This is a genomic window from Thauera sp. DNT-1, assembly GCF_055393985.1.
Genome location: NZ_AP043752.1, coordinates 2,959,490 through 2,982,217 on the forward strand (window position 1 = coordinate 2,959,490; position 22,728 = coordinate 2,982,217).

Annotated in this window: 23 protein-coding genes; 14 read left to right on the top strand and 9 right to left on the bottom strand. The window is 67.7% G+C overall.

What is annotated here, in order from left to right; genetic code table 11:
• Positions 1-125: 125 nt before the first annotated feature.
• From ACZ5PP_RS13640 to ACZ5PP_RS13655, 4 genes are all read right to left on the bottom strand, one after another.
• A complete protein-coding gene (locus ACZ5PP_RS13640) occupies positions 126-2,300 on the bottom strand; it encodes a hypothetical protein (RefSeq protein ID WP_464826157.1) in 2,175 nt (724 codons plus the stop codon).
• A gap of 188 nt (positions 2,301-2,488) precedes the next feature.
• Positions 2,489-3,130 (bottom strand): MBL fold metallo-hydrolase, encoded by a 642-nt coding sequence (locus tag ACZ5PP_RS13645; RefSeq protein WP_004265378.1) that lies wholly within the window; start codon positions 3,128-3,130, stop codon positions 2,489-2,491.
• A 277-nt stretch (positions 3,131-3,407) separates the two neighbouring features.
• Positions 3,408-4,751 carry an NADP-specific glutamate dehydrogenase gene (gene gdhA, locus ACZ5PP_RS13650; RefSeq protein ID WP_004265379.1) on the bottom strand — a complete coding sequence of 448 codons (1,344 nt, stop codon included), beginning with the start codon at positions 4,749-4,751 and terminating at the stop codon, positions 3,408-3,410.
• Positions 4,748-4,927 (bottom strand): hypothetical protein, encoded by a 180-nt coding sequence (locus ACZ5PP_RS13655; protein ID WP_138860752.1) that lies wholly within the window; start codon positions 4,925-4,927, stop codon positions 4,748-4,750. Before ACZ5PP_RS13655 ends, gdhA begins: the two co-directional genes overlap by 4 nt.
• Before the next feature lie 128 nt (positions 4,928-5,055).
• Between ACZ5PP_RS13655 and lysM the strand changes: the two genes are divergently transcribed.
• The 4 genes from lysM to ACZ5PP_RS13675 all read left to right on the top strand — a co-directional run bounded on the left by lysM (position 5,056) and on the right by ACZ5PP_RS13675 (position 8,044).
• A complete protein-coding gene (gene lysM / locus ACZ5PP_RS13660) occupies positions 5,056-5,532 on the top strand; it encodes a peptidoglycan-binding protein LysM (RefSeq protein WP_043741440.1) in 477 nt (158 codons plus the stop codon).
• Positions 5,533-5,628: 96 nt separating this feature from the next.
• A complete protein-coding gene (locus ACZ5PP_RS13665; RefSeq protein WP_004265383.1) occupies positions 5,629-6,057 on the top strand; it encodes an acyl-CoA thioesterase in 429 nt (142 codons plus the stop codon).
• 6 nt (positions 6,058-6,063) lie between these two features.
• Positions 6,064-7,362 (top strand): TIGR03862 family flavoprotein, encoded by a 1,299-nt coding sequence (locus ACZ5PP_RS13670; protein ID WP_004265384.1) that lies wholly within the window; start codon positions 6,064-6,066, stop codon positions 7,360-7,362.
• 49 nt (positions 7,363-7,411) lie between these two features.
• Positions 7,412-8,044 carry a trimeric intracellular cation channel family protein gene (locus ACZ5PP_RS13675; RefSeq protein ID WP_004265386.1) on the top strand — a complete coding sequence of 211 codons (633 nt, stop codon included), beginning with the start codon at positions 7,412-7,414 and terminating at the stop codon, positions 8,042-8,044.
• 30 nt (positions 8,045-8,074) lie between these two features.
• On the opposite strand, the gene ACZ5PP_RS13680 is transcribed toward ACZ5PP_RS13675, so the two are convergent.
• A complete protein-coding gene (locus tag ACZ5PP_RS13680) occupies positions 8,075-9,277 on the bottom strand; it encodes an ammonium transporter (RefSeq protein WP_004265388.1) in 1,203 nt (400 codons plus the stop codon).
• 345 nt (positions 9,278-9,622) lie between these two features.
• Between ACZ5PP_RS13680 and ACZ5PP_RS13685 the strand changes: the two genes are divergently transcribed.
• From ACZ5PP_RS13685 to ACZ5PP_RS13695, 3 genes are all read left to right on the top strand, one after another.
• Positions 9,623-10,957, top strand: a complete 1,335-nt coding sequence (locus tag ACZ5PP_RS13685; RefSeq protein ID WP_464826158.1) for a TrkH family potassium uptake protein — start codon at positions 9,623-9,625, stop codon at positions 10,955-10,957.
• Positions 10,950-11,645 carry a potassium channel family protein gene (locus ACZ5PP_RS13690; RefSeq protein WP_012584456.1) on the top strand — a complete coding sequence of 232 codons (696 nt, stop codon included), beginning with the start codon at positions 10,950-10,952 and terminating at the stop codon, positions 11,643-11,645. Before ACZ5PP_RS13685 ends, ACZ5PP_RS13690 begins: the two co-directional genes overlap by 8 nt.
• Positions 11,646-11,725: 80 nt before the next feature.
• Positions 11,726-11,947: a hypothetical protein gene (locus ACZ5PP_RS13695; RefSeq protein ID WP_004265401.1), complete on the top strand. Its 222-nt coding sequence runs from the start codon at positions 11,726-11,728 to the stop codon at positions 11,945-11,947.
• Positions 11,948-12,742: 795 nt separating this feature from the next.
• Here the strand turns inward: ACZ5PP_RS13695 and ACZ5PP_RS13700 are convergent.
• Together ACZ5PP_RS13700 and ACZ5PP_RS13705 are read right to left on the bottom strand one after the other, a co-directional pair.
• A complete protein-coding gene (locus tag ACZ5PP_RS13700; RefSeq protein ID WP_004265416.1) occupies positions 12,743-12,994 on the bottom strand; it encodes a hypothetical protein in 252 nt (83 codons plus the stop codon).
• 113 nt (positions 12,995-13,107) lie between these two features.
• A complete protein-coding gene (locus ACZ5PP_RS13705; protein ID WP_004265427.1) occupies positions 13,108-14,292 on the bottom strand; it encodes a DUF4062 domain-containing protein in 1,185 nt (394 codons plus the stop codon).
• 203 nt (positions 14,293-14,495) lie between these two features.
• Between ACZ5PP_RS13705 and ACZ5PP_RS13710 the strand changes: the two genes are divergently transcribed.
• A complete protein-coding gene (locus ACZ5PP_RS13710) occupies positions 14,496-14,909 on the top strand; it encodes a VOC family protein (RefSeq protein ID WP_004265429.1) in 414 nt (137 codons plus the stop codon).
• Positions 14,910-14,958: 49 nt separating this feature from the next.
• Here the strand turns inward: ACZ5PP_RS13710 and ACZ5PP_RS13715 are convergent, their stop codons facing one another.
• A complete protein-coding gene (locus ACZ5PP_RS13715; RefSeq protein WP_004265432.1) occupies positions 14,959-15,345 on the bottom strand; it encodes a bacteriohemerythrin in 387 nt (128 codons plus the stop codon).
• 7 nt (positions 15,346-15,352) lie between these two features.
• Positions 15,353-17,002: a solute carrier family 23 protein gene (locus tag ACZ5PP_RS13720; protein ID WP_004265435.1), complete on the bottom strand. Its 1,650-nt coding sequence runs from the start codon at positions 17,000-17,002 to the stop codon at positions 15,353-15,355.
• 1,237 nt (positions 17,003-18,239) lie between these two features.
• On the opposite strand from ACZ5PP_RS13720, the gene ACZ5PP_RS13725 reads away from it, so the two are divergent.
• From ACZ5PP_RS13725 to ACZ5PP_RS13750, 6 genes are all read left to right on the top strand, one after another.
• Positions 18,240-18,971 (top strand): hypothetical protein, encoded by a 732-nt coding sequence (locus ACZ5PP_RS13725; RefSeq protein ID WP_076600436.1) that lies wholly within the window; start codon positions 18,240-18,242, stop codon positions 18,969-18,971.
• Positions 18,972-19,092: 121 nt separating this feature from the next.
• On the top strand, positions 19,093-19,308 hold the full coding sequence (locus tag ACZ5PP_RS13730; RefSeq protein ID WP_061959016.1) for an AlpA family transcriptional regulator: 216 nt from the start codon (positions 19,093-19,095) through the stop codon (positions 19,306-19,308).
• A 41-nt stretch (positions 19,309-19,349) separates the two neighbouring features.
• Positions 19,350-20,228 (top strand): ParA family protein, encoded by an 879-nt coding sequence (locus ACZ5PP_RS13735; RefSeq protein WP_076600435.1) that lies wholly within the window; start codon positions 19,350-19,352, stop codon positions 20,226-20,228.
• Positions 20,212-20,469, top strand: a complete 258-nt coding sequence (locus ACZ5PP_RS13740) for a hypothetical protein (protein WP_076600434.1) — start codon at positions 20,212-20,214, stop codon at positions 20,467-20,469. The genes ACZ5PP_RS13735 and ACZ5PP_RS13740 overlap by 17 nt, the downstream gene beginning before the upstream one ends.
• The gene (locus tag ACZ5PP_RS13745) at positions 20,462-22,150 is read left to right on the top strand and encodes a ParB family protein (RefSeq protein WP_076600433.1); all 1,689 of its coding nucleotides are present in this window, start codon (positions 20,462-20,464) and stop codon (positions 22,148-22,150) included. The genes ACZ5PP_RS13740 and ACZ5PP_RS13745 overlap by 8 nt, the downstream gene beginning before the upstream one ends.
• A 15-nt stretch (positions 22,151-22,165) precedes the next feature.
• A complete protein-coding gene (locus ACZ5PP_RS13750) occupies positions 22,166-22,726 on the top strand; it encodes a DUF2857 domain-containing protein (protein ID WP_076600432.1) in 561 nt (186 codons plus the stop codon).
• Positions 22,727-22,728 lie beyond the last annotated feature (2 nt).

Consider the following 22,728-nt stretch of genomic DNA (forward strand, 5'->3'; position numbering starts at 1 on the left):
CCCACGGGGAAAGCGGCAGGCGTGTGCGCCACGAAAAAGGGCCGGCCGGCGGGTGCCTGGGGCATTGCGCCCGCACCCGCCGGCCGGCCCCGCATCGGCCTGCTTGCCAGCCGGGGTGCTCCCGATCAGCCGAGGAATCGGTCCAGATAGCCCTGCTGCCAGGCCACGACCACCGCCGCGATCAGCAGCACGAGGAAGAGCCAGCTCTTCCACGGCGTCTTCTTCTCGGCATACGGATCGGTGAGCGCGCGCGAGGCGCCCGGCGGCAGCGCCGCGACGCCGGTGAGCGCGCCGCCGAAGGGGATGTTGATGCGCGCACGCGTGTTGACCGCCCAGCCGTTGGCGTCGAGCAGCGGGCCGAGGTTGCGCTGGCGCAGCTTGAGCCAGGCCAGCAGCATCGACGGACCGGAGATCACCAGCACCGCCCCCACGACCACCAGCGGCATCTGCCACACCGGCAGGCCGAGGAAGGCCGACACCACCGCGGCGAGTGCGGTGCCGATCGCGCCGACGGCGAGACCCATGGCGGCGAAGATACCGGCGAACTTGGCGATGTCGAACGGTGCCGCCGGTGCGGCGGGCGCTGCGGCCGCCGCCGGGGCGGCCTCGATCTTGGCGCTGGCGCCGGCGACGCCGGTCGCGGCCTGGTCATTGACCGCCTTGTCGCGCGCGGCGGCGAACTTCTGCAGCTGCTCGCCGATCATGCGGCCGATGCGCTTGTACGGCGACCAGAAGGCCTGGCGCACGCTGATCGGCGCCTCCACCACCTTGACCACGCTGGCGCGCCAGTCGCGCCCCTGGCGGTCGTAGAAGATGCCGTTGCGGCCGGGCACCATCATCTCGTCGGCGTCGCCGCCGGTCATCGCGGCGACGATGTTCATCGGCGCCTCGCCCTGGCGCTGGCACTCGCAATACACCAGGTAGGTGCCCGACAGCGGCGCGAGCGTGGCGTGGCGGGCCATGTCGCCCACGCGCAGGCAGAGCTCGCAGCTGCGCTGGTCGAGATAGAGCGTGCCGGCCTGGAAGATCGCCTTGTCGTGGCGCGAGTAGAAGTCGCTCAGGGTGACGAAGTTGCGCAGCAGGCGGACGAGGTCACGGTTGTAGCGCACCAGGCGCTCGAGCGCGTCGACCTGGCCGGCCGCGGTCTCGGCGGCGAGGTCCTCGTCGATCAGGCGGGTGAGCGCGGCGCAGGTGCCGTCGGCGAGCAGCCCCCGCACGTCGGCGACCGGAAGCACGGCCACCGGGTTGGCCGGCATCGCCGCCACCCAGGCGCGATGGGCGGCGAAGCGCCCGGCCAGGTCCTGCCATTCGGCCTGGGTGAGGACTTCGCGCGCGCCCAGGATGGGGGTGACGACCTCGTCGCGCAGCGCGGCGATGCGCGCCTCCCAGGCCGGGTTCAGCCCGACCGCCAGCGGCAGCGCGCGGCCCGGGCCCACAAGCGCGAGCGGCAGTGCGGCGACCGCGGCCGAGGCGGCATCGAGCGACTGCAGCGAGAGCTCGACATAGGCGGTGTCGGCCGGGTTGAGCGCGGCGGCGGCGCGCTCGTCGAAGGCGGCGAGGCGGCAGCGGGTGAAGTAGTCCTCGATCTTCTCGCGCACGGCCTCGAACACCGCGGCGGCGGCGGCGGTGGCATCGCCGAGCGGCAGCACGTTGGCGGCATCGGCATCGGCCTGCGCATGCCAGTCGGACACCTCCTGGGCCGCGGCGAAGAACGCGTCCACGCGCGCCCGGTCGACGCCCGGCTTGCCGCTGCGGTCCTCGGCGGCACCGTAGGTCTCGACGATGCGGGTGATCGCCCCGGCCAGGCGCGGATCGCCGGCGAGCTCGGCGGGCACCACGCCGTCACCGTTCTGGTGCTCGGGCGCGAACAGCTTCTCGGTCTCGGCGAGGTCGCCCATGGAAATCTCGCCCGCGTCGGCCTTGCCGACGTAGGCCAGCACCTTGGAGGCGGTGGCGAGCAGCTTGGCGCCCTCGGCGTTGGTCTCGTCGATGGCCGCCAGCGGCAGGCCGTCGCCGCCCTGGAAGAGCACGCCCGGATCCTTCAGCACCGTGCATACCCAGCGCGTGGCGTCGATGATCTCGGGCGCGCGGATGCTGCCGTCGTCGTCGACGTCGAGCAGCTGCAGCGTGCGCGAATCGAACTCCAGGCCGGAAGTCGGACAGGCCAGCACCGACCACAGCTTCTGGTCGAGTTCGCCGAGGTGGCGCAGATCGTCGGCAGTCTCGATGCGGACCTGGTCGAAGCCACCCGAGCGGAAGAACCGCCACTGGTAGCCTTTCTTGTTGGTTTCGTCGCTCATGTTCTCGAACACTCCCTGTCGATATGCGGGCAGCGCCCGCAAGCCATGCTCGGGGAACGATGTTGCGCCCGAAAATCGGGCCGAACAAGCGATGGATTCCCCGAATTCGGCTCTTGGTCGCGGAACTCCGGGATATCGAATGGCAAGACGCGAAAACGCCGCGGGCATCGCGGCGCATTCCTCGAGACTCAGCCGTAGGCGCCGACGAAGGGGTTGCTGTCGCGCTCCTCGCCGAAGGTCGAGGTGGGACCGTGGCCGGGGATGAAGGTGATGTCGTCGCCGAGCGGGAAGAGCTTCTCGCGGATCGAGCGGATCAGGGTCTGGTGGTCGCCGCGCGGGAAGTCGGTGCGGCCGATCGAGCCGGCGAAGAGCACGTCGCCGACGATCGCCAGGCGCGCGCCCTCGTGCACGAAGACGACGTGGCCGGGGGTGTGGCCGGGGGTGTGGATGACCTTCAGCGTCTGCTCGCCCACGGTGACGGTGTCGCCGTCGTGCAGCCAGCGGTCGGGCTCGAAGGACTCGACGTCGGGGAAGCCGAACATCTTGCTCTGCTGCGGCATGCCCTCGATCCAGAAGCGGTCCTCCTCCTGCGGCCCCTCGATGGGCACGCCGAGTTCGCGCGCTAGCTTCGCGGTGCCGCCCGCGTGGTCGATGTGGCCGTGGGTGATGAGGATCTTCTCGACCGTGACGCCGAGCTCGGCGACCGCGGCGAGGATGCGGTCGAGGTCGCCGCCCGGGTCGACCACCGCCGCCTTCTTCGTGCGCTCGCACCACAGGATGCTGCAGTTCTGCTGGAACGGGGTGACCGGGACGATGGTGGCCTGGATCATGGGCGACGGACTCCTATTGACGGGTTTGCGCGGCAGTTTAGCGGATGCACGCCGTCGACCCGCACGAGATGCCGGCAGCGGGCGGGGCAGTCGCATGGGGATTGCCGTGCAGGAGCGTCGAGAGGCTGCGGTTGCGTGGACCGCCTGCCGTCGATTCGGAAACGTCGGATTCGCGCCTTGCGGCGCTCCTGCAGGGGGGCTGCGGCGGTTTCCGTAGGAGCGCCGCAAGGCGCGAACCCCACGTGCCATGCCGGCGCGCCGGCACGGCACGCAGGGATCAGATCACGCCCTGCGCCAGCATGGCCTCGGCGACCTTGACGAAGCCGGCGACGTTGGCGCCGTCGACGTAGCTCACCGTGCCGTCCTCGCGCTCGCCGTACTTCAGGCAGGCGGCGTGGATGCCGAGCATGATCTCCTTGAGGCGGGCGTCGACCTCCTCGCGGGTCCACGACAGGCGCATCGCGTTCTGGCTCATCTCCAGGCCCGAGGTCGCCACGCCGCCGGCGTTGGAGGCCTTGCCCGGCGCATACAGCACGCCGTTGTGCTCGAAGATCTTCGCGGCTTCCATGGTGCTGGGCATGTTGGCGCCCTCGGCGACCGCGATCACGCCGTTCTTGACCAGGGTGGCGGCGTCGTTGCCGTCGAGCTCGTTCTGGGTCGCGCACGGCAGCGCGACTTCCACCGGCACATGCCACGGACGCACACCCGGCTCGAAGCGGGCGCCGACGCGTTCGGCGTATTCGGAGGCGCGGCCGTAGTAGTGGTTCTTGATCTCCATGAGGATCGCCAGCTTCTCGGGGGTGAAGCCGGCCTCGTCGATCACGGTGCCGCTCGAGTCGGAGCAGGTGATCGGCTTGGCGCCGAGCTCCATCAGCTTCTCGATGGCGTACTGGGCGACGTTGCCCGAGCCCGACACCGAGACGCGCATGCCCTTGATGTCGCGGCCGGCGCGCTCGAGCATGGCGTTGGCGAAGTAGACCGTGCCGTAGCCGGTCGACTCGGGACGGATCAGCGAGCCGCCGAAGGACAGGCCCTTGCCGGTGAACACGCAGGCCGAGTTGTTCGACAGCTTCTTCATCATGCCGGCCATGAAGCCGACCTCGCGGCCGCCCACGCCGATGTCGCCGGCGGGCACGTCGGTGTCGGGACCGACGTGACGGTACAGCTCGGTCATGAAGGCCTGGCAGAAGCGCATGACCTCACCCGGGCTGCGGCCCTTGGGATCGAAGTCGGAGCCGCCCTTGCCGCCGCCCATCGGCAGCGTGGTGAGCGCGTTCTTGAAGGTCTGCTCGAAGGCGAGGAACTTCAGGATCGACAGGTTCACCGAGGGGTGGAAGCGCAGGCCGCCCTTGTAGGGGCCGATCGCGGAGCTGTGCTGGATGCGGTAGCCGCGGTTGACCTGCACCTCGCCACGGTCGTCCACCCAAGAGACGCGGAACGAGATCGCGCGCTCGGGCTCGATCAGCCGGTCGAGGAGGGAGTGCTCCGCATAGCGCTTGTTGGCCGAGATGAAGGGCCACAGGCTCTCCATGACCTCGGTCACGGCCTGCAGAAACTCGGGCTGGCCGGGGTTGCGCTGTTCGACGTAGGCCAGGAACTCCTCGAGGGACTGATATTTCATGATGTTGGACCCATGGATTGATTGAAGACAGGTTTTTCTTGCGCACGCGCACACGCGATGGCCTCGGTTTTACCCGAGGCCATCGCGCAGTGCAGGCCAATATTGTGCATCAACTCCCCTCTTTGGTGCATGATCTTCGTCAAACCTGCGCCGACTATGACGTTTGATGCATTCATGCACCGTTCTTGTGCGTAACGATGAATGCCATCCGACCCTGCGTTCAGGCGCCGTGCATGGACCGGGAATGACCCAGGGGTTATCCTGACCGTGCACGTGTAGCCAAACCAACGACAGGGAGGTGTTCATGGGGCTGTTCGCATTCATCAAGGAAGCCGGCGAGAAGCTGTTCGGGACGGGCGAGGCCAACGCGGCGGCCGCCGATCCGGCCGCGGCCAATGCCAGGGCGGCGCAGGCGATCCATAACTACATCGTCGCGCTCAAGCTCGCGCCGGCGGACCTGGGCGTGAGCTTCGACGCCGCGAAGAGCCTGGTCGTCGTCAGTGGCACCGCGCCCGACCAGGCCACGCGCGAGAAGATCCTGCTCGCCGCCGGCAACGTCGCTGGCGTGGCCGAGGTCGAGAACCGCCTGTCGGTGGCGCGTGCCGAACCCGAGGCGCAGTTCCACACCGTGGCGCGCGGCGACACGCTGTCGGCGATCGCCAAGAAGTACTACGGCAACGCCAACCAGTACCCGGCGATCTTCGAGGCCAACAAGCCGATGCTGAGCCACCCGGACAAGATCTATCCTGGCCAGGTGCTGCGCATCCCGCCGCAGGCCTGATCACGCATCACCGGCAGGCGGCTTTGCGCTTGCCCCGCCGAGGCCCGGGCCGTTACGCTCGGGCCTCTTCCGTTTCCGCCTCCGCAAACATCCACCATGGCCCGCATCCGGATCGAGCTGCCCGAGCGCTTCACCTTCTCCACCGACATCCCGCTGCTGGTGTCGCACATCAACTACGGCAACCACCTCGACAACGCCCAACTGCTCGGCATCGTCTCCGAGGCGCGCGTGCGCTTCCTCAAGTCCATGGGCTATGGCGAACTCGACGTCGAAGGCCTCGGCATCATCGTCGCCGACGCCGCGCTGCAATACCGCTCCGAGGCCTTCCACGGCGAGACCATGCGGGTGGAGATGGGCGCGGCCGACTTCCATGAGCACGGCTGCGACCTGGTGTGGCGCATGGCGGAGGCGGCCAGCGGACGCGAGGTCGCGCGCGGCAAGACCGGCATCGTCTTCTTCGATTACGGCCAACGCCGCAAGGCGACGGTGCCGGAAGGTTTCGGCCGCCGCTTCGTTCCGGCCTAGGCACCCGTGGAGCGCGCACGCGTCGCGGTCGTCGGTGGCGGCCCCGCCGGCCTGATGGCGGCGGGCGCGCTCGCCGAGCGCGGCTGCACGGTCACGGTGTACGACGCCATGCCCTCGGTCGGGCGCAAGTTCCTGCTCGCCGGGCGCGGCGGGCTCAACCTCACCCACGCCGAGCCCCTGGCGGACTTCCTCGGCCGCTACGGCGCCCGCCGCGACACGCTCGCGCCGCGCATCGAGGTCTTTCCGCCGCAGGCGCTGCGCGAATGGGCGCACGGCCTGGGTGTCGAGACCTTCGTCGGCAGCTCCGGCCGCGTCTTCCCGCAGGAGATGAAGGCCGCGCCGCTGCTGCGCGCCTGGCTCGCCCGCCTGCGCGCGACCGGCGTGCGCTTCGCGGTGCGTCACCGCTGGCTGGGCTGGGCGGAGGATCCCGCGCAGGATGGCGCGCTCCGCGCGGGCCTGCAGCACCTGCGCTTCGCCACCCCGGACGGCGAGCAGACGGTCGAGGCCGACGCGCTCGTGCTCGCGCTCGGCGGCGGCAGCTGGGCGAAGCTCGGTTCCGATGGCGCCTGGGTGGCACCGCTGCGCGCCGCCGGGGTCGAGATCGCCGACCTGCTCCCGGCCAACTGCGGTTTCGACGTCGTCGGCCCCGCCGGCACGGGCTGGAGCGCGCACTTCCTCGATCACTTCCGCGGCCAGCCGCTCAAGTCCGTCGCCGCACGCTGCACCGACCCCGCCGGCCGCGTCCATGCGCGCGCCGGCGAATGCCTGATCTCCGCCACCGGTATCGAAGGCGGCCTGGTCTATGCGCTCTCCGCGCCGCTGCGCGACACCCTGCTCGCGCGCGGCGAGGCCGTGCTCGAGCTCGACCTCGCCCCCGGCCGCAGCCTCGAGCGCCTCGCCGCCGAGCTTGCCCGCCCGCGCGGCAGCCGCTCGTTTTCCAGCCACCTGCACAGCCAGGCCGGCATCAAGGGCGTCAAGGCCGGCCTGCTGCGCGAATGCCTGGCGAAGGCCGAGTTCGACGATCCCGCCCGCCTCGCCGCGGCCATCAAGGCCATGCCGCTGCGCCTCGTCGCCACGCGCCCGCTCGACGAGGCCATCAGCAGCGCCGGCGGCGTGCGCTTCGAGGCGCTGGATGCGCAGCTGATGCTGCGCGCCCGCCCCGGCGTCTTCGTCGCCGGCGAGATGCTCGACTGGGAAGCGCCTACCGGTGGCTACCTGCTCACCGCCTGCTTCGCCACCGGCCTCGCCGCCGGAACCGCCGCCGCCGACTGGCTGTCGCAGCAACCCCGACCGCCCTGCCCCTGACGCCTCACTCCTTCCGCCTCACGCCTCACTCTTCACGCCTCGCACCCCAATGAACCTCCACCCATTCCTGGTCGCAATCGAAGTCGGCGGCACCCTGGCCTTCGCGATGTCCGGCCTCATCGAGGCCACCCGCAAGCGCATGGATATCGTCGGCGTGTTCTCGGTCGCCTTCGTCAGCGCCTTCGGCGGCGGCACCCTGCGCGACATCCTGCTCGACCGCCGCCCGCTGTTCTGGATCGAGAACCAGGAATACCTCTGGCTGGTGCTGGCCATGGTGGCGACGACGCCGCTATGGCTGCAGACCCTGCGCCACAAGGTCGGCGGCCGCCTGATGGAGCTCGCCGACGCGCTCGGCCTCGGCCTCTTCGCCATCTCCGGCGCCACTCTCGCCGACGCCGCCGGCATGCCGGTGCTGGTGTCGATGATGATGGGGGCGATCACCGCGGTGTTCGGCGGCGTGTCGCGCGACGTGCTGTGCAACGAGGTGCCCAAGGTCTATAGCGACCACCGCCCCTACGCCATGTGCGCGCTGTTCGGCTGCGGCGTCTTCCTCGCGCTCGACGCGATCGGCCTGCCGCTGCCGATCGCCACCCTGGCCGGCATCGCCGCCGCTACCGGCTCCCGCCTGCTCGCGCTCGTCTTCGACGTGCGCCTGCCGGCCTGGCCGGCGCATCGGGACTGAACGCGGGGTCGGCGAACGACCGCCTGCCAGTTACCAGTTCGACTCGCGCTCGGCCGTCGCGGTGATGCGGTGGATCGACAGGTCGGCGCCGTTGAACTCTTCCTCGTGGTCCAGGCGCAGGCCCACCGCGAGCTTGAGCCCGCCATAGACGAGCACCCCGCCGGCGAGCGCGACGGCGATCCCGAGCGCGGTCATGATCGCCTGCGAGGCGAACGCCACCCCGCCCAGCCCGCCCAGCGCCTGGCTGCCGAAGATGCCCGCCGCCAGCCCGCCCCAGGCGCCGCACAGGCCGTGCAGCGGCCACACCCCGAGCACGTCGTCGATCTTCCAGCGGTTCTGCGTCAGCGTGAACATCACCACGAACAGCCCCCCCGCCACCGCGCCGACCACCAGCGCACCGAGCGGGTGCATCACGTCCGAACCCGCGCACACCGCCACCAGCCCGGCGAGCGGCCCGTTGTGCACGAAGCCCGGGTCGTTGCGCCCGGCCGCGAGCGCCGCCACCGTGCCGCCGACCATCGCCATCAGCGAGTTGATCGCCACCAGCCCGGAGATGTTCTCCAGGCGCTGCGCCGACATCACGTTGAAGCCGAACCAGCCCACGATCAGGATCCACGCGCCGAGCGCGAGGAAGGGGATCGACGAGGGCGGATGCGCCGAGATCTGCCCGTTGCGCGCATAGCGCCCGCGCCGCGCGCCCAGCAGCAGCACCGCCGGCAGCGCGATCCAGCCGCCCATCGCATGCACCACCACCGAGCCGGCGAAGTCGTGGAACTCCGCCCCGAAGCTCGCCTTCAGCCAGGCCTGGATGCCGAAGGCCTGGTTCCACGCGATGCCCTCGAAGAAGGGATAGACGAAGCCGACGAGCAGGAAGGTCGCCGCCAGCTGCGGCTGGAAGCGCGCGCGCTCGGCGATGCCGCCCGAGATGATGGCGGGGATCGCCGCCGCGAAGGTGAGCAGGAAGAAGAAGCGCGTGAGCTCGAAGCCGTGGTGCTCCACCAGCGCGCCGGCGCCGGAGAAGAAATGCACGCCGTAGGCGATGCCGTAGCCGATGAAGAAATAGGCCAGCGTCGACACCGCGAAGTCGGACAGGATCTTGACCAGCGCGTTGACCTGGTTCTTCCGCCGTACCGTCCCCACCTCCAGAAAGGCGAAGCCGGCGTGCATGGCGAGCACCATGATGGCGCCCAGCAGGATGAACAGCACGTCGTTGCTCGTTTGAACGGGTTGCATGATGCCTCCGAAAGTGACGGGCATCCTTAGCAAGCACCGTTCCAGTGCGATGAATCGGGCGGAATCCAATGCATCACGCCATGATGGTGCGCAGAAGACGCACCAGAGGGGTGCGTTCGTCAGGCAGCGCGCACCGTGGCGGGGCGTGGCGAGGAGCTCGTCATCGCGCGTGCCGGCCAAGCCGTCGCAGCGCGGACCGCCTGCCGTCCCGTACGCCGCAGGATCGCCGGCTCGTCGAAGAACCGCAGGTGTCGAGAGCCGACATGTCCGGTCAAGCGGGCGTATGATCCGCAGCCGACAAGCGCCAGTTGCGGCGCAGCAGCATGACGCGAAGGAAGTCTTGACTTGAAGGTTCGAGAGGTCCAGCACCCGGCGCACATCGTTCCGTTGGCCTTCCTGATCACGATCCTGATCGGGACCGCGCTGCTCATGCTCCCGGTCTCCCGCGCGGATGCGGTCGGCGCGCCATGGATCGCAGCCCTGTTCACCGCGGTGTCGGCCGTGTGCGTGACCGGCCTGGTGACGGTGGACACCGGCACCTACTGGTCGTCGTTCGGGCAGTGGGTGATCATGGCGCTGTTCCAGATCGGCGGCTTCGGGATGATGACCGCCGCCACGCTGCTCGGGCTGCTGGTCAATCGCTCCTTTCGCCTGCGCACGCGGCTCACGGCCCAGGCGGAAACCCACACCCTGGGGATCGGCGACGTCAGCAGCGTCGCCAAGCTCGTGCTGTTCGTGACCGTGATCGTCGAGGTGATGACCGCACTGGCGCTGGCTCTGCGCTTGCATCTCGGTTACGACCTGCCTTTGGCCGAGGCTGTCTGGAGCGGCCTGTTCCATTCCGTCTCGGCCTTCAACAACGCCGGCTTTTCGATCCACGCCGATGGCTTGATCCGCTACGCGTCCGACAGCTACTTCCTCGCACCCGTCATGCTTGCGATCGTGATCGGCGGTCTCGGCTTTCCGGTGCTGCAAGACCTCCGCAACAAGCTCAGGGACCCCCAGCATTGGTCGGTGCACACCAAGCTGACACTCGTGGGAACGGCCGTGCTGCTGGCTGGCGGCGCGATCTTGCTGCTTGCCTTCGAGTGGGCGAACCCGCGCACCCTCGGATCGATGCCGACAGGGGACAAGCTGTTGTCGGCGATCTTCGCGTCGGTGTCGGCACGCACGGCCGGATTCAACTCGATCGATATCGGTGGGCTGACGCACGAGAGTCTCGGCCTGCACTACTTCCTGATGTTCATCGGCGGCGGCAGTGCCGGCACGGCCGGTGGCGTGAAGGTGGGCACGGCGATGATCCTGGTGATGCTGGTCATCGCCGAGATCCGCGGCCGGATGGACACCGAGGCCTTCGGCCGGCGCATCAGCCATTCGGCCCAGCGCCAGGCCATCACCGTGCTGGTCCTCAGCAGTGCGGTCGTCGTGCTGGGCACGGTGTTCATCCTGCACACCACCGAGATCGCCACCGACCGGGTCATCTTCGAGGTGATCTCGGCCTTCGCGACGGTCGGCCTGTCCACCGGCATCACTGCAGACCTGCCGGATTCCGCCCAGCTGATGCTGATCCTGCTGATGTACATCGGCCGGGTCGGCACCATCACACTGGCGGCGTCGCTCGCGCTCGGCGAGCACCGCATGCCCTTCCGCTATCCAGAGGAGCATCCCGTTGTTGGCTAGGTTATTTACAGAGCAGTTCGCCTTCTCGAAAGGCGACAGTGTGGTCGTGATCGGCCTCGGGCGCTTCGGGGGAGCCGTCGCCAATTCGCTGATGCAGCTCGGGCACGACGTGATGGGCATCGACCGCGATGCGGAGCCGGTGCACGAATGGGCGGATCTGCTCACCCATGCGGTGCAGGCGGACTCGACCAGTGCGATGACCATGCGCCAGCTCGGCGTGGGCGACTTCGCGCACGCCATCGTGGGGATCGGCGGCGACCTGGCCGCGAGCCTGATGACGGTGATGGCGCTGACCGAACTCGAGATCCCGGACATCTGGGTCAAGGCCATGACGCCCGAGCACGGCAAGATCGCCGAGCGCATCGGCGCACATCACGTGGTCTACCCGGAGGCCGACATGGGCGAGCGCGTCGCGCATCTCATCAGCGGCCGCATGATGGACTACATTGAATTCGACGACGGCTTTGCGATCGCGAAGATCCAGGCGCCGAGCGTCACGCACGAGCGCTCGCTCGCGGAATCGGCGGTGCGCGAGCACTTCGGCGTGACGGTCGTCGGCATCAAGCGCGCACACGAGGATTTTCAGCACGGCAAGCCGGGCAGCGTCGTGTTGCCGGGTGACCTGCTGATCGTTTCCGGACCGACGAAGAAGGTCGAGGCGTTTGCGGCCAGCGGTCGGCGCCGATAGCTGGCCAGCGTCGAGGTGGCGGCTGCGCTGCGACCGTGCCGGCCTGTGCAATGCTCTCATTCCCGGAAAGGCCGCGGAAGATGCTCAACTGGATCCTGAATCAATTCAAGCGACAGTCGGCCGAGGATCTCGAGCGGGCGCGGGAAATGGTAAAGGCCGCGGAAAGGGGGCACTCGCACCCGGACCTCGGGAAGGCACGCGATGTTGCGCGCACGCTCGGAATCGAAGTGGATGTCCATGCGAGCGCCGAGCAGCTCATCCAGGCAATCCGCCGTTACCTCGCGCGCCACGGCGAGATGTGAACCCGACCGCGCAAGACGCCGAACGAGCGCTCGAGCCGGGGGACGCCGACCGGCAGCACGGCAGCTTTTGAAGGATCCTCATCGGCTGGGAATCTGTCGTGGGAACATCGGGGTGATGAATGTCTCTTCCGCATCCGGTCGAGACCGCCACCGTCGGTTTGCCGCGCCCCAACGCGGGTTCGGGGCTGGGAGTGTTTCAGTCCGGCCAGATCGAGACGACCATACCCGTTTCGCCCTGCCGCTGCGAAAGGTGGAGGTTTCACTCCGGCCAGTGGCAACCGCTGGAACGGCGCGCCGGCGGGTGGGCCGTGATGACGGGTCCGTGGCGTTGCGGGCGCTTGGGTCAGGCGAAGGCGTCCGGGGCCTGCATCCACGCGGGAATGTCGCGTTCGCCGTGCAGTACGCGCCAGACATCGATGTGGTCCGCGCGTTCGACGTAAAAGACCAAGTAGGGGTAGCGTAGCGCGAAAGCCTCCACGAGCGCAGATCAGGAAGGTCCAGCTCATGCCCAGAGCGCGGCGAACCCTTCCCCGGATGGCGGGAGATGTGGGTATAAGCCCGTTCCAGTGCGTCGATGAAGCCCACCGCAACCGCCGGGGAGACCTCTTCGAGGTCGTGGGCTATGGCGGCGTCGACGTCCCGGTTTGCCTGTTCACGAGGAACGACGGGCTTCAACTTCACCCGCGAGATGCCGACTTGCCTGCTCCGTGCACCCGGCCACGCAGACTTTCAAAGTAGGCGGCATCCGCCGGCGGCGCCGGCGCAGTGGCTGGCAAGATTTGGCAAGATTGTGCTTCAGCGGCCGCTGCGCCAGGCGTCCAGATCGCTGCGTTCGATGTGAGTCTCGCGCGGGTTGATGTTGCCCGGCAGCAGGGGCCCATCCCATTGCTCGGTGGCCCAGCGCTTGACGTTGGCGTGCAGCTCGCATTGCTGTATCGCGTTTGCCAGCAGGACCTCGGCGTCGTGCGTCGAAATGCCTCCGCCGGCGAGCAATTTCGCCGCGTCGTGCAGCGTCAGGGTGGTGCCACCGTCGCTCGTGTTGGTCATTTTGATCTCCCGGGCCTTGCAGCGTGTGCCGAACCGCGATCTCGACAACGGTGCCGGCGGATGGTGCGGCGAGCCAGCGGGGCGCGGGATCGGGATCTGAACCCGAGTTCCATTCAGCCCCCCGTGGCGTAGGGATACAGCCGGCTGATGAACTCCTTGTCGCCCGATGACAGGGTGGTGTTGGTGCTGAAGATCTGCTTGCCGCCGGTGACTTCCTTCGGGAAGAAGTAGGACATGATGGACAGCGGATCGAAGGGTTTGGCAAAGGGGAAGCGGTCGGTCTCCCAAGTGCGGTAGAGGTACTGGTCGATGGTGTTCTGGTCCCAGTGGTTGGGCGGGCCGCCCAGGAGCTTGAGGACCTCCTTCCTGTCCCAGGGAATGTCGCCGCTGGGGTTGTTGTGTTCGTGGGCGAGGCCCAGCACGTGGCCGAACTCGTGCAGCACGACCGACTCGACGTCGTCGATCGGCAGCGCCGGCACAAGCCAGCCGAGGTTCATGGTCGGCTCGCTCGGCGGCACGGCCAGGGCGTTCGTGCCCTCGTAGGACCAGGAGCCGCCATCCTTGTCGAAGGCGACACGCACCTCGGCATCCTTGTCCTCGCTGGCGACGAAGAAGATGTTGGCGTAGGCGCTCCAGATCTGCGCAAGACGCAGGATGCGTGCCGCGAAGGCGCCGTCGGCGCCAAGGAAGCGCACCCTCAGGCGCGAGCCCGGCACCCACATCAAGGGGTTGGTCCTGCGTGCCGCCGCCTGAACCCCGGGCGCCAGGGCCTCTTCGACCGCAGCATGCCCAAGCTGCGATTGGGCGCGCGATGTCTCCGACTGCCAGCTGTAGAGCGCGGTGACGACCTTGATCGCGAGCGCCTCCGGCGTCTCGAAGGTCGATACCAGCCCTTTTTCCCGCAGGGCCTTGCGCAAGGCGGCGATCTTCTTGCCGCTGTCGTTGTCGCCGGTGGTGGAGTCCATCTGGTCCGGCGGCCACGGCGCGCGATTGTCGGTCAGGAAGATCAGGCAGGGCTTCTTGTGCTTCTTCGCCTCGAGGTACTCCAGCTCGGTCACCGAGCGGCGCTGGGGATTGCCGGCGCGCGGCACGTAGCCGTAGCGCCAGGCGAACAGGCCGATATAGACGTCGCTGTCGCGCACGTCGCGCAGGCACTTGTCGAGCGGGCGCTCGTCGGCGGCGACGTAGTCCTCCATCGCGATGACGTCGTGGCGCAAGGTCCGCAACTGCTCATACACGCGGCGCCGATAGTCCTTCAGGTCCTCGAAGGTCGAGGATAGGTAGATTTTCAGGCCCATCGCCTTCCCCTCATGCGGCCCCTGTGCTTTAAAGGTAGTGAGCCGCGGCAAAGTTGCAAGATGAACATCGGCTTTTCGGTCCGCCCGCATTGACCGCTTCCGGCGGGCTTTGCGGGCAGTCGGCCTCCGCGTGGCCCGGCAAAGTGCCGCAGCGTAATCGGGGTCTGTCCCCGTTTTTCATCGGCAAGCGGCGAGGTGTGGAGATGAACACGCTGGGATGGCAGGAACTGAAGGTGGTGGCACTCGCCGTCGACGACCTGGCGAGGGCGGAGGATTTTTACCGCAGCAAGCTGGGCCTCGAGCCGAGGCCGCAGGCGGACGGTGACGTCGGTTTCGCCCTGGGCGGCCTGACGCTCCTGCTCAAGCCGCTTGCCGGACCCGGCGGCGCGGCGGAGAAATCGCCCTATCCGCGCCTGACCGTTGCGGTTGCGGACGCGCCGCGGATGGAGCGGGAACTGGCTGCGCGTGGCGTCACTATCAGCGACGCGGTGCAACTCTATGAGGACGGCTGTTACTGGGTCGGCGCCTTCCTGGACAGCGAGGGCAACAAGCTGTGGTTCTGCTCCGAAGCCGGGAAGCCCGCGCGAAGTGTCTCTGGGGGCAGGTCTTCCCCTTGATTGCAGAGGAAACGCGGCCGTGGGGCTGCCCTCGGCTGTCCCAGGCCTTTCATGGCCCGGACGCGTCGCGGTCCGAGTGGGCGATGTGGCCGAGCAGCCAGTCGCGCAGCACCATCAGGAGCTCGACCGAACGCTCCTGGTCCGACAGGTCGCTCATGGCGCACAGGAGCGCGAGCTGATCGCGCAGCGCCTCGTGTTCCTGCCGATGGCGCGCCAGGTCCGGGTGGTCGCGTGCCTGCATCCACGCCTCCTCGCGCGCGAAGTGCCCGGTCACGTAGTCGTCGAGGGTGGCGAGTGCGCTGTGCAGGGCCGCGGAGCTGCGATCGAACAGCATCGCATCGAACACCATGTTCAGCGTGTCGATCAGCTTCTGGTGATCGGCGTCGAGGCTGTCGACCCCGAGCGAGAGCGCCGGGGTCCAGATCGCGATGGGCATGTCGGCCTCACTGCTCGAAACATAGCGAGATGACGCTGCTGCCGTCCGCGCGCTTGCGGTGGGCCATCGCGTCGCTGACCCGGTCGGCGAAGAAGCGGCCGTCCGGGGTGGTTTGCGCGTCCTGCGCCGGGGCCGCGCGCGTGAGACCGATGTGCAGCGTGCAGCCGTTGAAGGCGAGCTTCAGGCTGGAGGCGCGCTCGTCGAGCAGCTCGCGCAGGGTGAGCATGACGCGAACCTTGACGTTGTGGGCCACGTTCCATTCGTCGAGGATCCTCCGGACCTGGCGCAGGCGCTCGCCGACGGGGTGGCCGGGATCGAGGGCGACCGTGGCTTGGCGGGCGTTGCCCCAGCTCAGGAAGGCGTTGACCAGCAGCGCGGCGAACACGCCGATCGCGAGCGCCGAGGACATCAGCGGCTTCACCGAGTCGGGCAGTTGCGCGAACAGGGGGGCGTTGGCGACGCGTGCGATCGCCACCAGGAGCGGAAACGCGACCACACCGGCCCGGCGCATGTCCATCGGGACGGTGCCGAGGATCTGGAATCCGTTGGCGATGACCAGGCAGCCGGTGAAGACCAGCATCCCGCCGACCACGGGATCCGGCAGGGTGACCACGAGGTGCGTGAACGCCGGACTGAGTGCGAACACCAGCATCCATGCGGCGACGGCGATGCCGATGACGCGGCTGGTTGCGCCGCTCGCGTGCGAAACCCCCACGCTCGAGGTCGAGGAGTTCGTGCCGGTGCTGCCGAACAAGCCCGAGAGGGTGGTGGACAGCCCATCGACGAGCACGCCCCGCCGGATCGCGTGCATCTCCGGCCGAACCCAGGCGGCGTCGTTGATCCGCGCACAGATGTCGACGGCACCCATGGTCTTGAGCGACGCGGCGACCGCGGCGAAGAGGAAGGGGAGCAAGTAGCCGACGTCGAATTCGAGCCCCAGATGTGCGGAGGAGGGCAGGCCGAACAGCGCCGACGAGAAGGCGTCGCTTGCGCTGCTCGGGCCGGGGATGCCGGTCGTCAGGTACACGAGATAGCCGCAGGCCATGCCGAGCAGGGAACAATACAGGCGCCAGCGGCCGCGCCCGAAGACGCCGAAGACCACCGAGACGAAGAAGGTGGCGCCGCCGACCACCAGGCCGGGGACGCCCGCGCCGGAGAGGCGGTTCAGGCCGATGACGCCGATCTCGATGCCGACGATGATGATCGAGAGCGCGACGATCTCATTCGGGAAGAATCGGCGGGCCCGTACCAGCAGGCTGGCGAAGAAGGCCTGGAAGATCCCGGCGACCAGCGTCATCCCGCACACGACCGGCAGCCCGCCGGTGGCCGCGGCGAGCGAGGCCGACAGATAGATCCCCGAGTTGCAGCTGACGATGAAATACCCCGAGCCGAGTCGTCTGCTGCACTGGACCAGCGTCGCGATGGCCAGCGCGATGAGCGAAAACGAGAGCACCCCCTCGGCGGCGGCCGCGTCGACGCCCGCGGCCCGGCAGATCATGACGACGATCGCCAGGTTGGGCGCCGCCACCATGAAATGCTGGAGCCCGAGTGCAGCGAGCGTCAGGGCGCGCGGTTTATCGTCCAGTCCGTGGATGAGGCTGTCCGGCCGTCGCGCCATCAGGGAGTCGGACCCGCGGCGGATACCGGGAAACATCATCGTGATTCTCCGAGTCCGCGGATAGGTGGAACGATGGCGGCGAACGATCCGGGCGCGCCCGACCTCGGGCCGGCTGCAGGTGTGGAACACCCTTCAACCGGCCGGCCGCGTCAGGGTGGGAATGGCGCTCGGGCGTTGCGCGACAGGCGCTTCGTCGCGGGCGATTGATTCAACATAGACGAGGAAACAGGCGGGGTCAGGCCTTTCGTTCGACGCTCACCGCGCTGTCTGCCGGCGCTCGTGTGCCGACGATGCGAGCCGCGTCTCCACTGCATTTCGGCGCGCCAGAGTTTGCGAGGCACCGGTTAGCGCCCAAGATCGCTGGATCGCCTCGGCAAGGCAGATGATGATCGCCGCGCCCCTGTGCGTCGTTTGTGGCCGGTTCTAGTGCGCTGGGGGGTATGGCCGCCGACTTTCCGTCGCGTGAAGGCCGGACCGGAGCGCAGGCCGAGTGCGTGACTACGCGGTGGCCAGATTGCCCGGATTTGGCTGCACCATGGCTACATGGTGCCACAAAGCACAACGCCAGCCCCGGGAGGCTGGCGCAAGTGCTTGAATTCAGATGGAGCGGGTGAAGGGAATCGAATCCGACCCCCAAGTTGTTGAGTCTTAATCGATTCTTCCAAACCTAAACCAGTCACTGGACTGGCTCATGGACTAGTTTACCCTGCCAGTCGGAAAGCAGGCAACGCCTTCGCTCCAAGGCGAGCCATCCTCAGCCATGGACAGCCAGCGCACGGGGTGGCCTTCCTGGCCCACGTTGAACGCTCGTACCCTTCTGCGGCGCGATTCCTTTTTAGCCTATCAGCATACCGACCAGGTCTGACCCAGGGCGCTTTTGCCTGAAATTGGGTGGTGTGAGGCATCGCATTGCCGGATATCTCAAAGTCATAGATCGCCGCGAGATCAGTCCATTCCCAGCCGGTCTTGCCGGCGCTTCGCGCGATCATGATCCTCGCATGCGCGGCAACAGAGGCGCAGCCCCCATCTTGCTGACGCCGGAGCGACCTGCGTGCGATCACCGGCCATTCGTCAAGGCCCTGAGTGGGCTACCCCGGGGTAGCTCGCGTGTAACGCCGACATTGAGCCTGAATGGGAGGCGACTCGCGATGAGGCTCGATCCCTCCGCGCAGGGCTGCGCAGCGCCATCGTACCGCTTACGGGTTTTCAAAGCACTGGCCTCGACCGGGACAGGCAGGAGTCCTTGATGGGGTAGCAGTTACAGGGAGGCAACTACATGCAAGGGAGTTCGCTTTCGGAGGTGTATTACCGACCCATCGATGCGGCCATCCGATGGGCCGGGTTGTTCCGGTTCAGGGATGACATTCTCGCGGCCGTCAAGTCAAGAAGCCTGCCGGTAACGCTGGATTGCCCGCGCTGCAACGAGCTTCGTCTTTATACCGATCGCATCTACGATGCCATCTTCCACGGTGAACTGCCCTACGGACTGAACGGCATTACGATCAATGACGAGTCCCTGTGGGACTCACCCGATCTGACCGTTCGCCACGTCGACCTCAAGCGCTGGATGCTTCGGACCTATCCAGAGCAACGGCCGACCTTCCTTTTCTCCCGCCACGAGAGGATCACCCATCCGGTAATCACGCTGGAGACCGGTCATGCGCTCTTGGTGGAACGGGAAGCGCTGAAGTCCCAGCTGGAGCAGTGTCGCCATCAGTTGCATCAGCTCCAAGAGCAGCAGAAGAAGCAAGGGGCCCCGAATCTCAACTGCACCCCGTGCCCCCTCAGTGATCGTGCCGAGATCACCTATCTGAACATCATCGGCACGATGTTGGCCTTGATGCTCGGACGAACACCTTCCGGGGCTCCATACTCCAGTTTCAACAGCCAGGACGCGATCATCAGCGCCCTGATCGCCCATCACGGCAACCTCATGGGCGTCACCGAGCGTACGCTGCAGGCCAAGTTCGCCCAGGCCCGCCGCAGGTTGCAGGCAGCGAACCATTGAAGAGCGTCAAGCCCCAATCTGCGGTCGCGGAAACCGCATTTGCGGTGTTCTTTCCCACGGGGTTCCTGTCAATTACGGGTCACGCCAAACAAGCGCCAGTAAGCGCTAAGGAGTGCCCCTCATGTCGGACAAGCCACTTCCGCAGCCTGCGGGCGAACACCGCATCCTGCGCCGCGAGGAAGTCGAAGCCAAGACCGGTTTCAAGCGCGCCCACATCTACAGCCTGATGAAGGCGGGCAAGTTTCCGAAAGCCATGCGTTTGGGAATACGTGCGGTCGGCTGGGACTCGCTCGAAATCGAGCAATGGATCGCCGAGCGCCGCAGTGAGCGCATCTGATCCTCGTTCAGCTCTCCAACAATGAAACGAGGAGTCTGACGATGCTGGTCATCTCGATCATCTCCACCAAGGGCGGTGTGGGCAAGACGACAACGGCGGCCAACCTGGGTGGCCTTGCCGCCGACGCAGGGCTGCGCGTGCTGCTGCTCGATCTGGATGTGCAGCCCACGCTGTCGAGCTACTTCGCGCTGGACGCACGTGCGCCCGCTGGCATCTATGAGTTGCTGGCGTTCAACGAGCGTCGCATCGATCAACTGGTGTCGCGCACCGCCATCGCCGGGCTGGACCTGGTGCTGTCGAACGACGACCGCGGAGAACTGAACACACTGCTGCTGCATGCGCCGGACGGACGCCTGCGGCTCCGACACCTGCTGCCGGTGCTGGCACCGTTCTATGACCTGCTGCTGATCGACACCCAGGGCGCTCGCAGCGTGCTGCTAGAAATGGCGGTGCTGGCCTCGAACCTGGCGCTGTCGCCGGTGACGCCGGAGATCCTGGCCGCACGCGAGCTGCGGCGCGGCACGCTGCAACTGATCGAGGACATCGGGCCGTATCGGCACCTCGGCATCGAGCCTCCGCCGCTGCACCTGCTCATCAATCGGGTGCACCCGGTGTCGTCGAATGCCCGGCTGATTCAGCAGACGCTGCGGCAGATGTTCCAAGGAACGACGGGCGTGCAGGTGCTGGACACCGACGTGCCAGCCATCGAGGCCTATCCGCGCGCGGCGACGCGCGGCCTCCCGGTGCACCAGGTGGAGTGCCGACAGCCCGCCGGTCGTGTCGCGCCTTCGGCGCTGATGACGATGCGCGCCCTGGCCGGCGAGCTGTTTCCGCAGTGGCGGGAACGCTTTGCGCGGGTGTCCGGCCGATGCGTTGCGAAAGGCCCGGCAGGGAGCGAGGGCAATGACGAACGCGCATGACCTGGCCCGCGGCCACAAGCGGCTGCGGGCGCTGATCGACTTCGCCCTGGGTGAAGGTTGGCACGTGGTGCGCACACCGGGCGGTCACCTGAAGTTCACCAAGCCGGGCTGCGCGTCGGTCTACACCAGCTCGACGGCGAGCGACCACCGCGCCGGGCTCAATGCCCGTGCGCAGCTTCGCCGTTCCGACCGGCAGGCGCCCATCGGCGGGATACCGCCCCAGGACAACGGCCGTGGTTGAGCTGACCCCGCAGGACATGGCCGCCAAGCTGATGGCCTCCGGCTTCGAGCGCGGCGGTCCGACGGCCAAGGCCTTGAGCGACCCAATCGCCGACACACCGATGGTGGTGACGCTGGATCAATTGCGCCCTTACGACCATGACCCGCGCGTGACCCGCAACCCGGCCTACGAGGAGATCAAGGCGTCGATCCGTGAGCGCGGGCTGGATGCCCCACCCGCGATCACACGCCGGCCCGGAGGGGCCCACTACATCATCCGCAACGGCGGCAACACGCGCCTGGCGATCCTGCGTGATCTGTGGAGCGAGACCAAGGAAGAGCGGTTTTTCCGCATTGCCTGCCTGTTCCGGCCATGGCCGCAGCGCGGCGAGATCGTGGCGCTCACCGGCCACTTGGCCGAGAACGAACTGCGTGGCGGGCTCACCTTCATCGAGCGGGCACTGGGCATCGAGAAGGCACGCGGCCTTTACGAGCAGGAGAACGGCGGGCAGGCGCTGTCGCAGTCCGAACTGGCTCGGCGCCTAACGGCCGACGGCTACCCGGTGCAGCAGTCGCACATCAGCCGCATGCAGGACGCAGTGCGCTACCTGCTGCCGGCGATTCCGACGGTGCTGTACCGCGGGCTGGGCCGGCATCAGGTCGAACGGCTCGCGGTGCTGCGCAAGGCTTGCGAGCGCGCTTGGGAACGGCGTGCGCTGGGCCATCAACCCGCCGTGGACTTCGCCTCGCTGTTCCAAGATGTGCTGTCGCAGTTCGACACGCAGCCGGATGGCTTCTCGCTCCAGCGGGTGCAGGACGAGCTGGTGGGCCAGATGGTCGAGCTGCTGGAAGCGGACTACGACACGCTGAGCCTGGAGATCGACGACAGCGAAATTCGGCAGCGGGCGTTGACCAGCGAGCCCCAGCCGATGAGCCCGGCGGCACCCATCATGCCTGCGGCGCCGCGGCCTGCATCACCACCTCCGGCGGGGATGCAGGTCGGCGCATCGGCTGCACCCGCTGCCGAGCTTCCCCCCACACAGAACGCTGTAGCACCCGTGGCTGGCAGTGGGCAAGGTGAGGGGGAAGACACCGCTCCAGTACTGGCAAGCCGCGATGCGGAGCGCCTGCAAGGGCACATCGTGTCTCCAGCACCAACCACCGAACGCCTGCAATCCATTCAGCGCCTGGTAGCCGACCAGTTGGGCGACAAGCTGCCCGACTTTGAGACCAATGCCTTGCGCGCGATTCCCGTGCAGGTCGGCGGGCTCTACCCCATCTCGGATGTCTGGTACATCGAGCCCGGATTGGACGCGCCTGACCGGCTCCGCGTGCATATCGCGCAGTTCGCTCGTGAGATCGCCGAGGAAGCGGCGGTAGCGGGGCAAATCGAGCCCAGTGAGAGCGGCATCGGTTTCATTTGTGTAACTTCGACCATTGCCCAGGTGAAAGCGCTACCGGCCTTTGCCCGTGCGATGCTGACTCTGCTGGATGCGCTGAGCGCGGCGCCGGCACCCGCGACGGGGCTGGATCGTGCGCGACTGACCGACGACCTGGCGCCGCTGCTGCACGGCAGTGGCGGAACATCCATGCGCATGAGCGACGCCGGCCTGGTGAAGCTGTTCCGGCTGCTGCGCCTGGCGCGCCGGCTGCTGGACTTGGAAAGCGGTGCGGCTTCAGCCGACCCGGGCCGCGATTCCTGAGCGCTGGAGGCAACCATGTCGTCACCCCATCCGCTCAACCAGGCCGTCATCGCACAAGCCCTGCACGATCTGCGCAACGGCCAGTTGCGCCGCTGCAAGGCGATGGGTTTCGGCGAAGAGGAGCTGGACGCGCTCAAGCATCCGGCGCTGGTCAGCGTCCTGGTCAACGCCACGGTGTCGTGGTGTTCGGTCTCGGTCAACCGCGAGGTACTGAAGCGACTGCTGACGCAGGTGCATGACGTGGAGCAGGAAATCGCCACGGTGGACCGCATGCTGCGCCTGGGCGCGAGCACGGAGATGGTGAGCCGGTTCTACGGCCTCACCCATCAGGAGGTCGCCCTGCGGCGCGACATCCTCGGGCTGCCCAAGCGCAAGGGCCGGCACCCGGTGCTGGACGAGGCGCAGGAAACCACCCTGTGGGAGCACTGGAAAGCCGGAGTCACCGAGCGCCATATCGCGCTGGACGACGAGTTGGCCATGTTGGGCCTGACCATGGACCTGGCCGAGACCCTGACGCTTCCGATGTCGGTGGTCTGGGCGGCGATACGGAACTGGATCGACCAGGGGCTGGTGTAGGC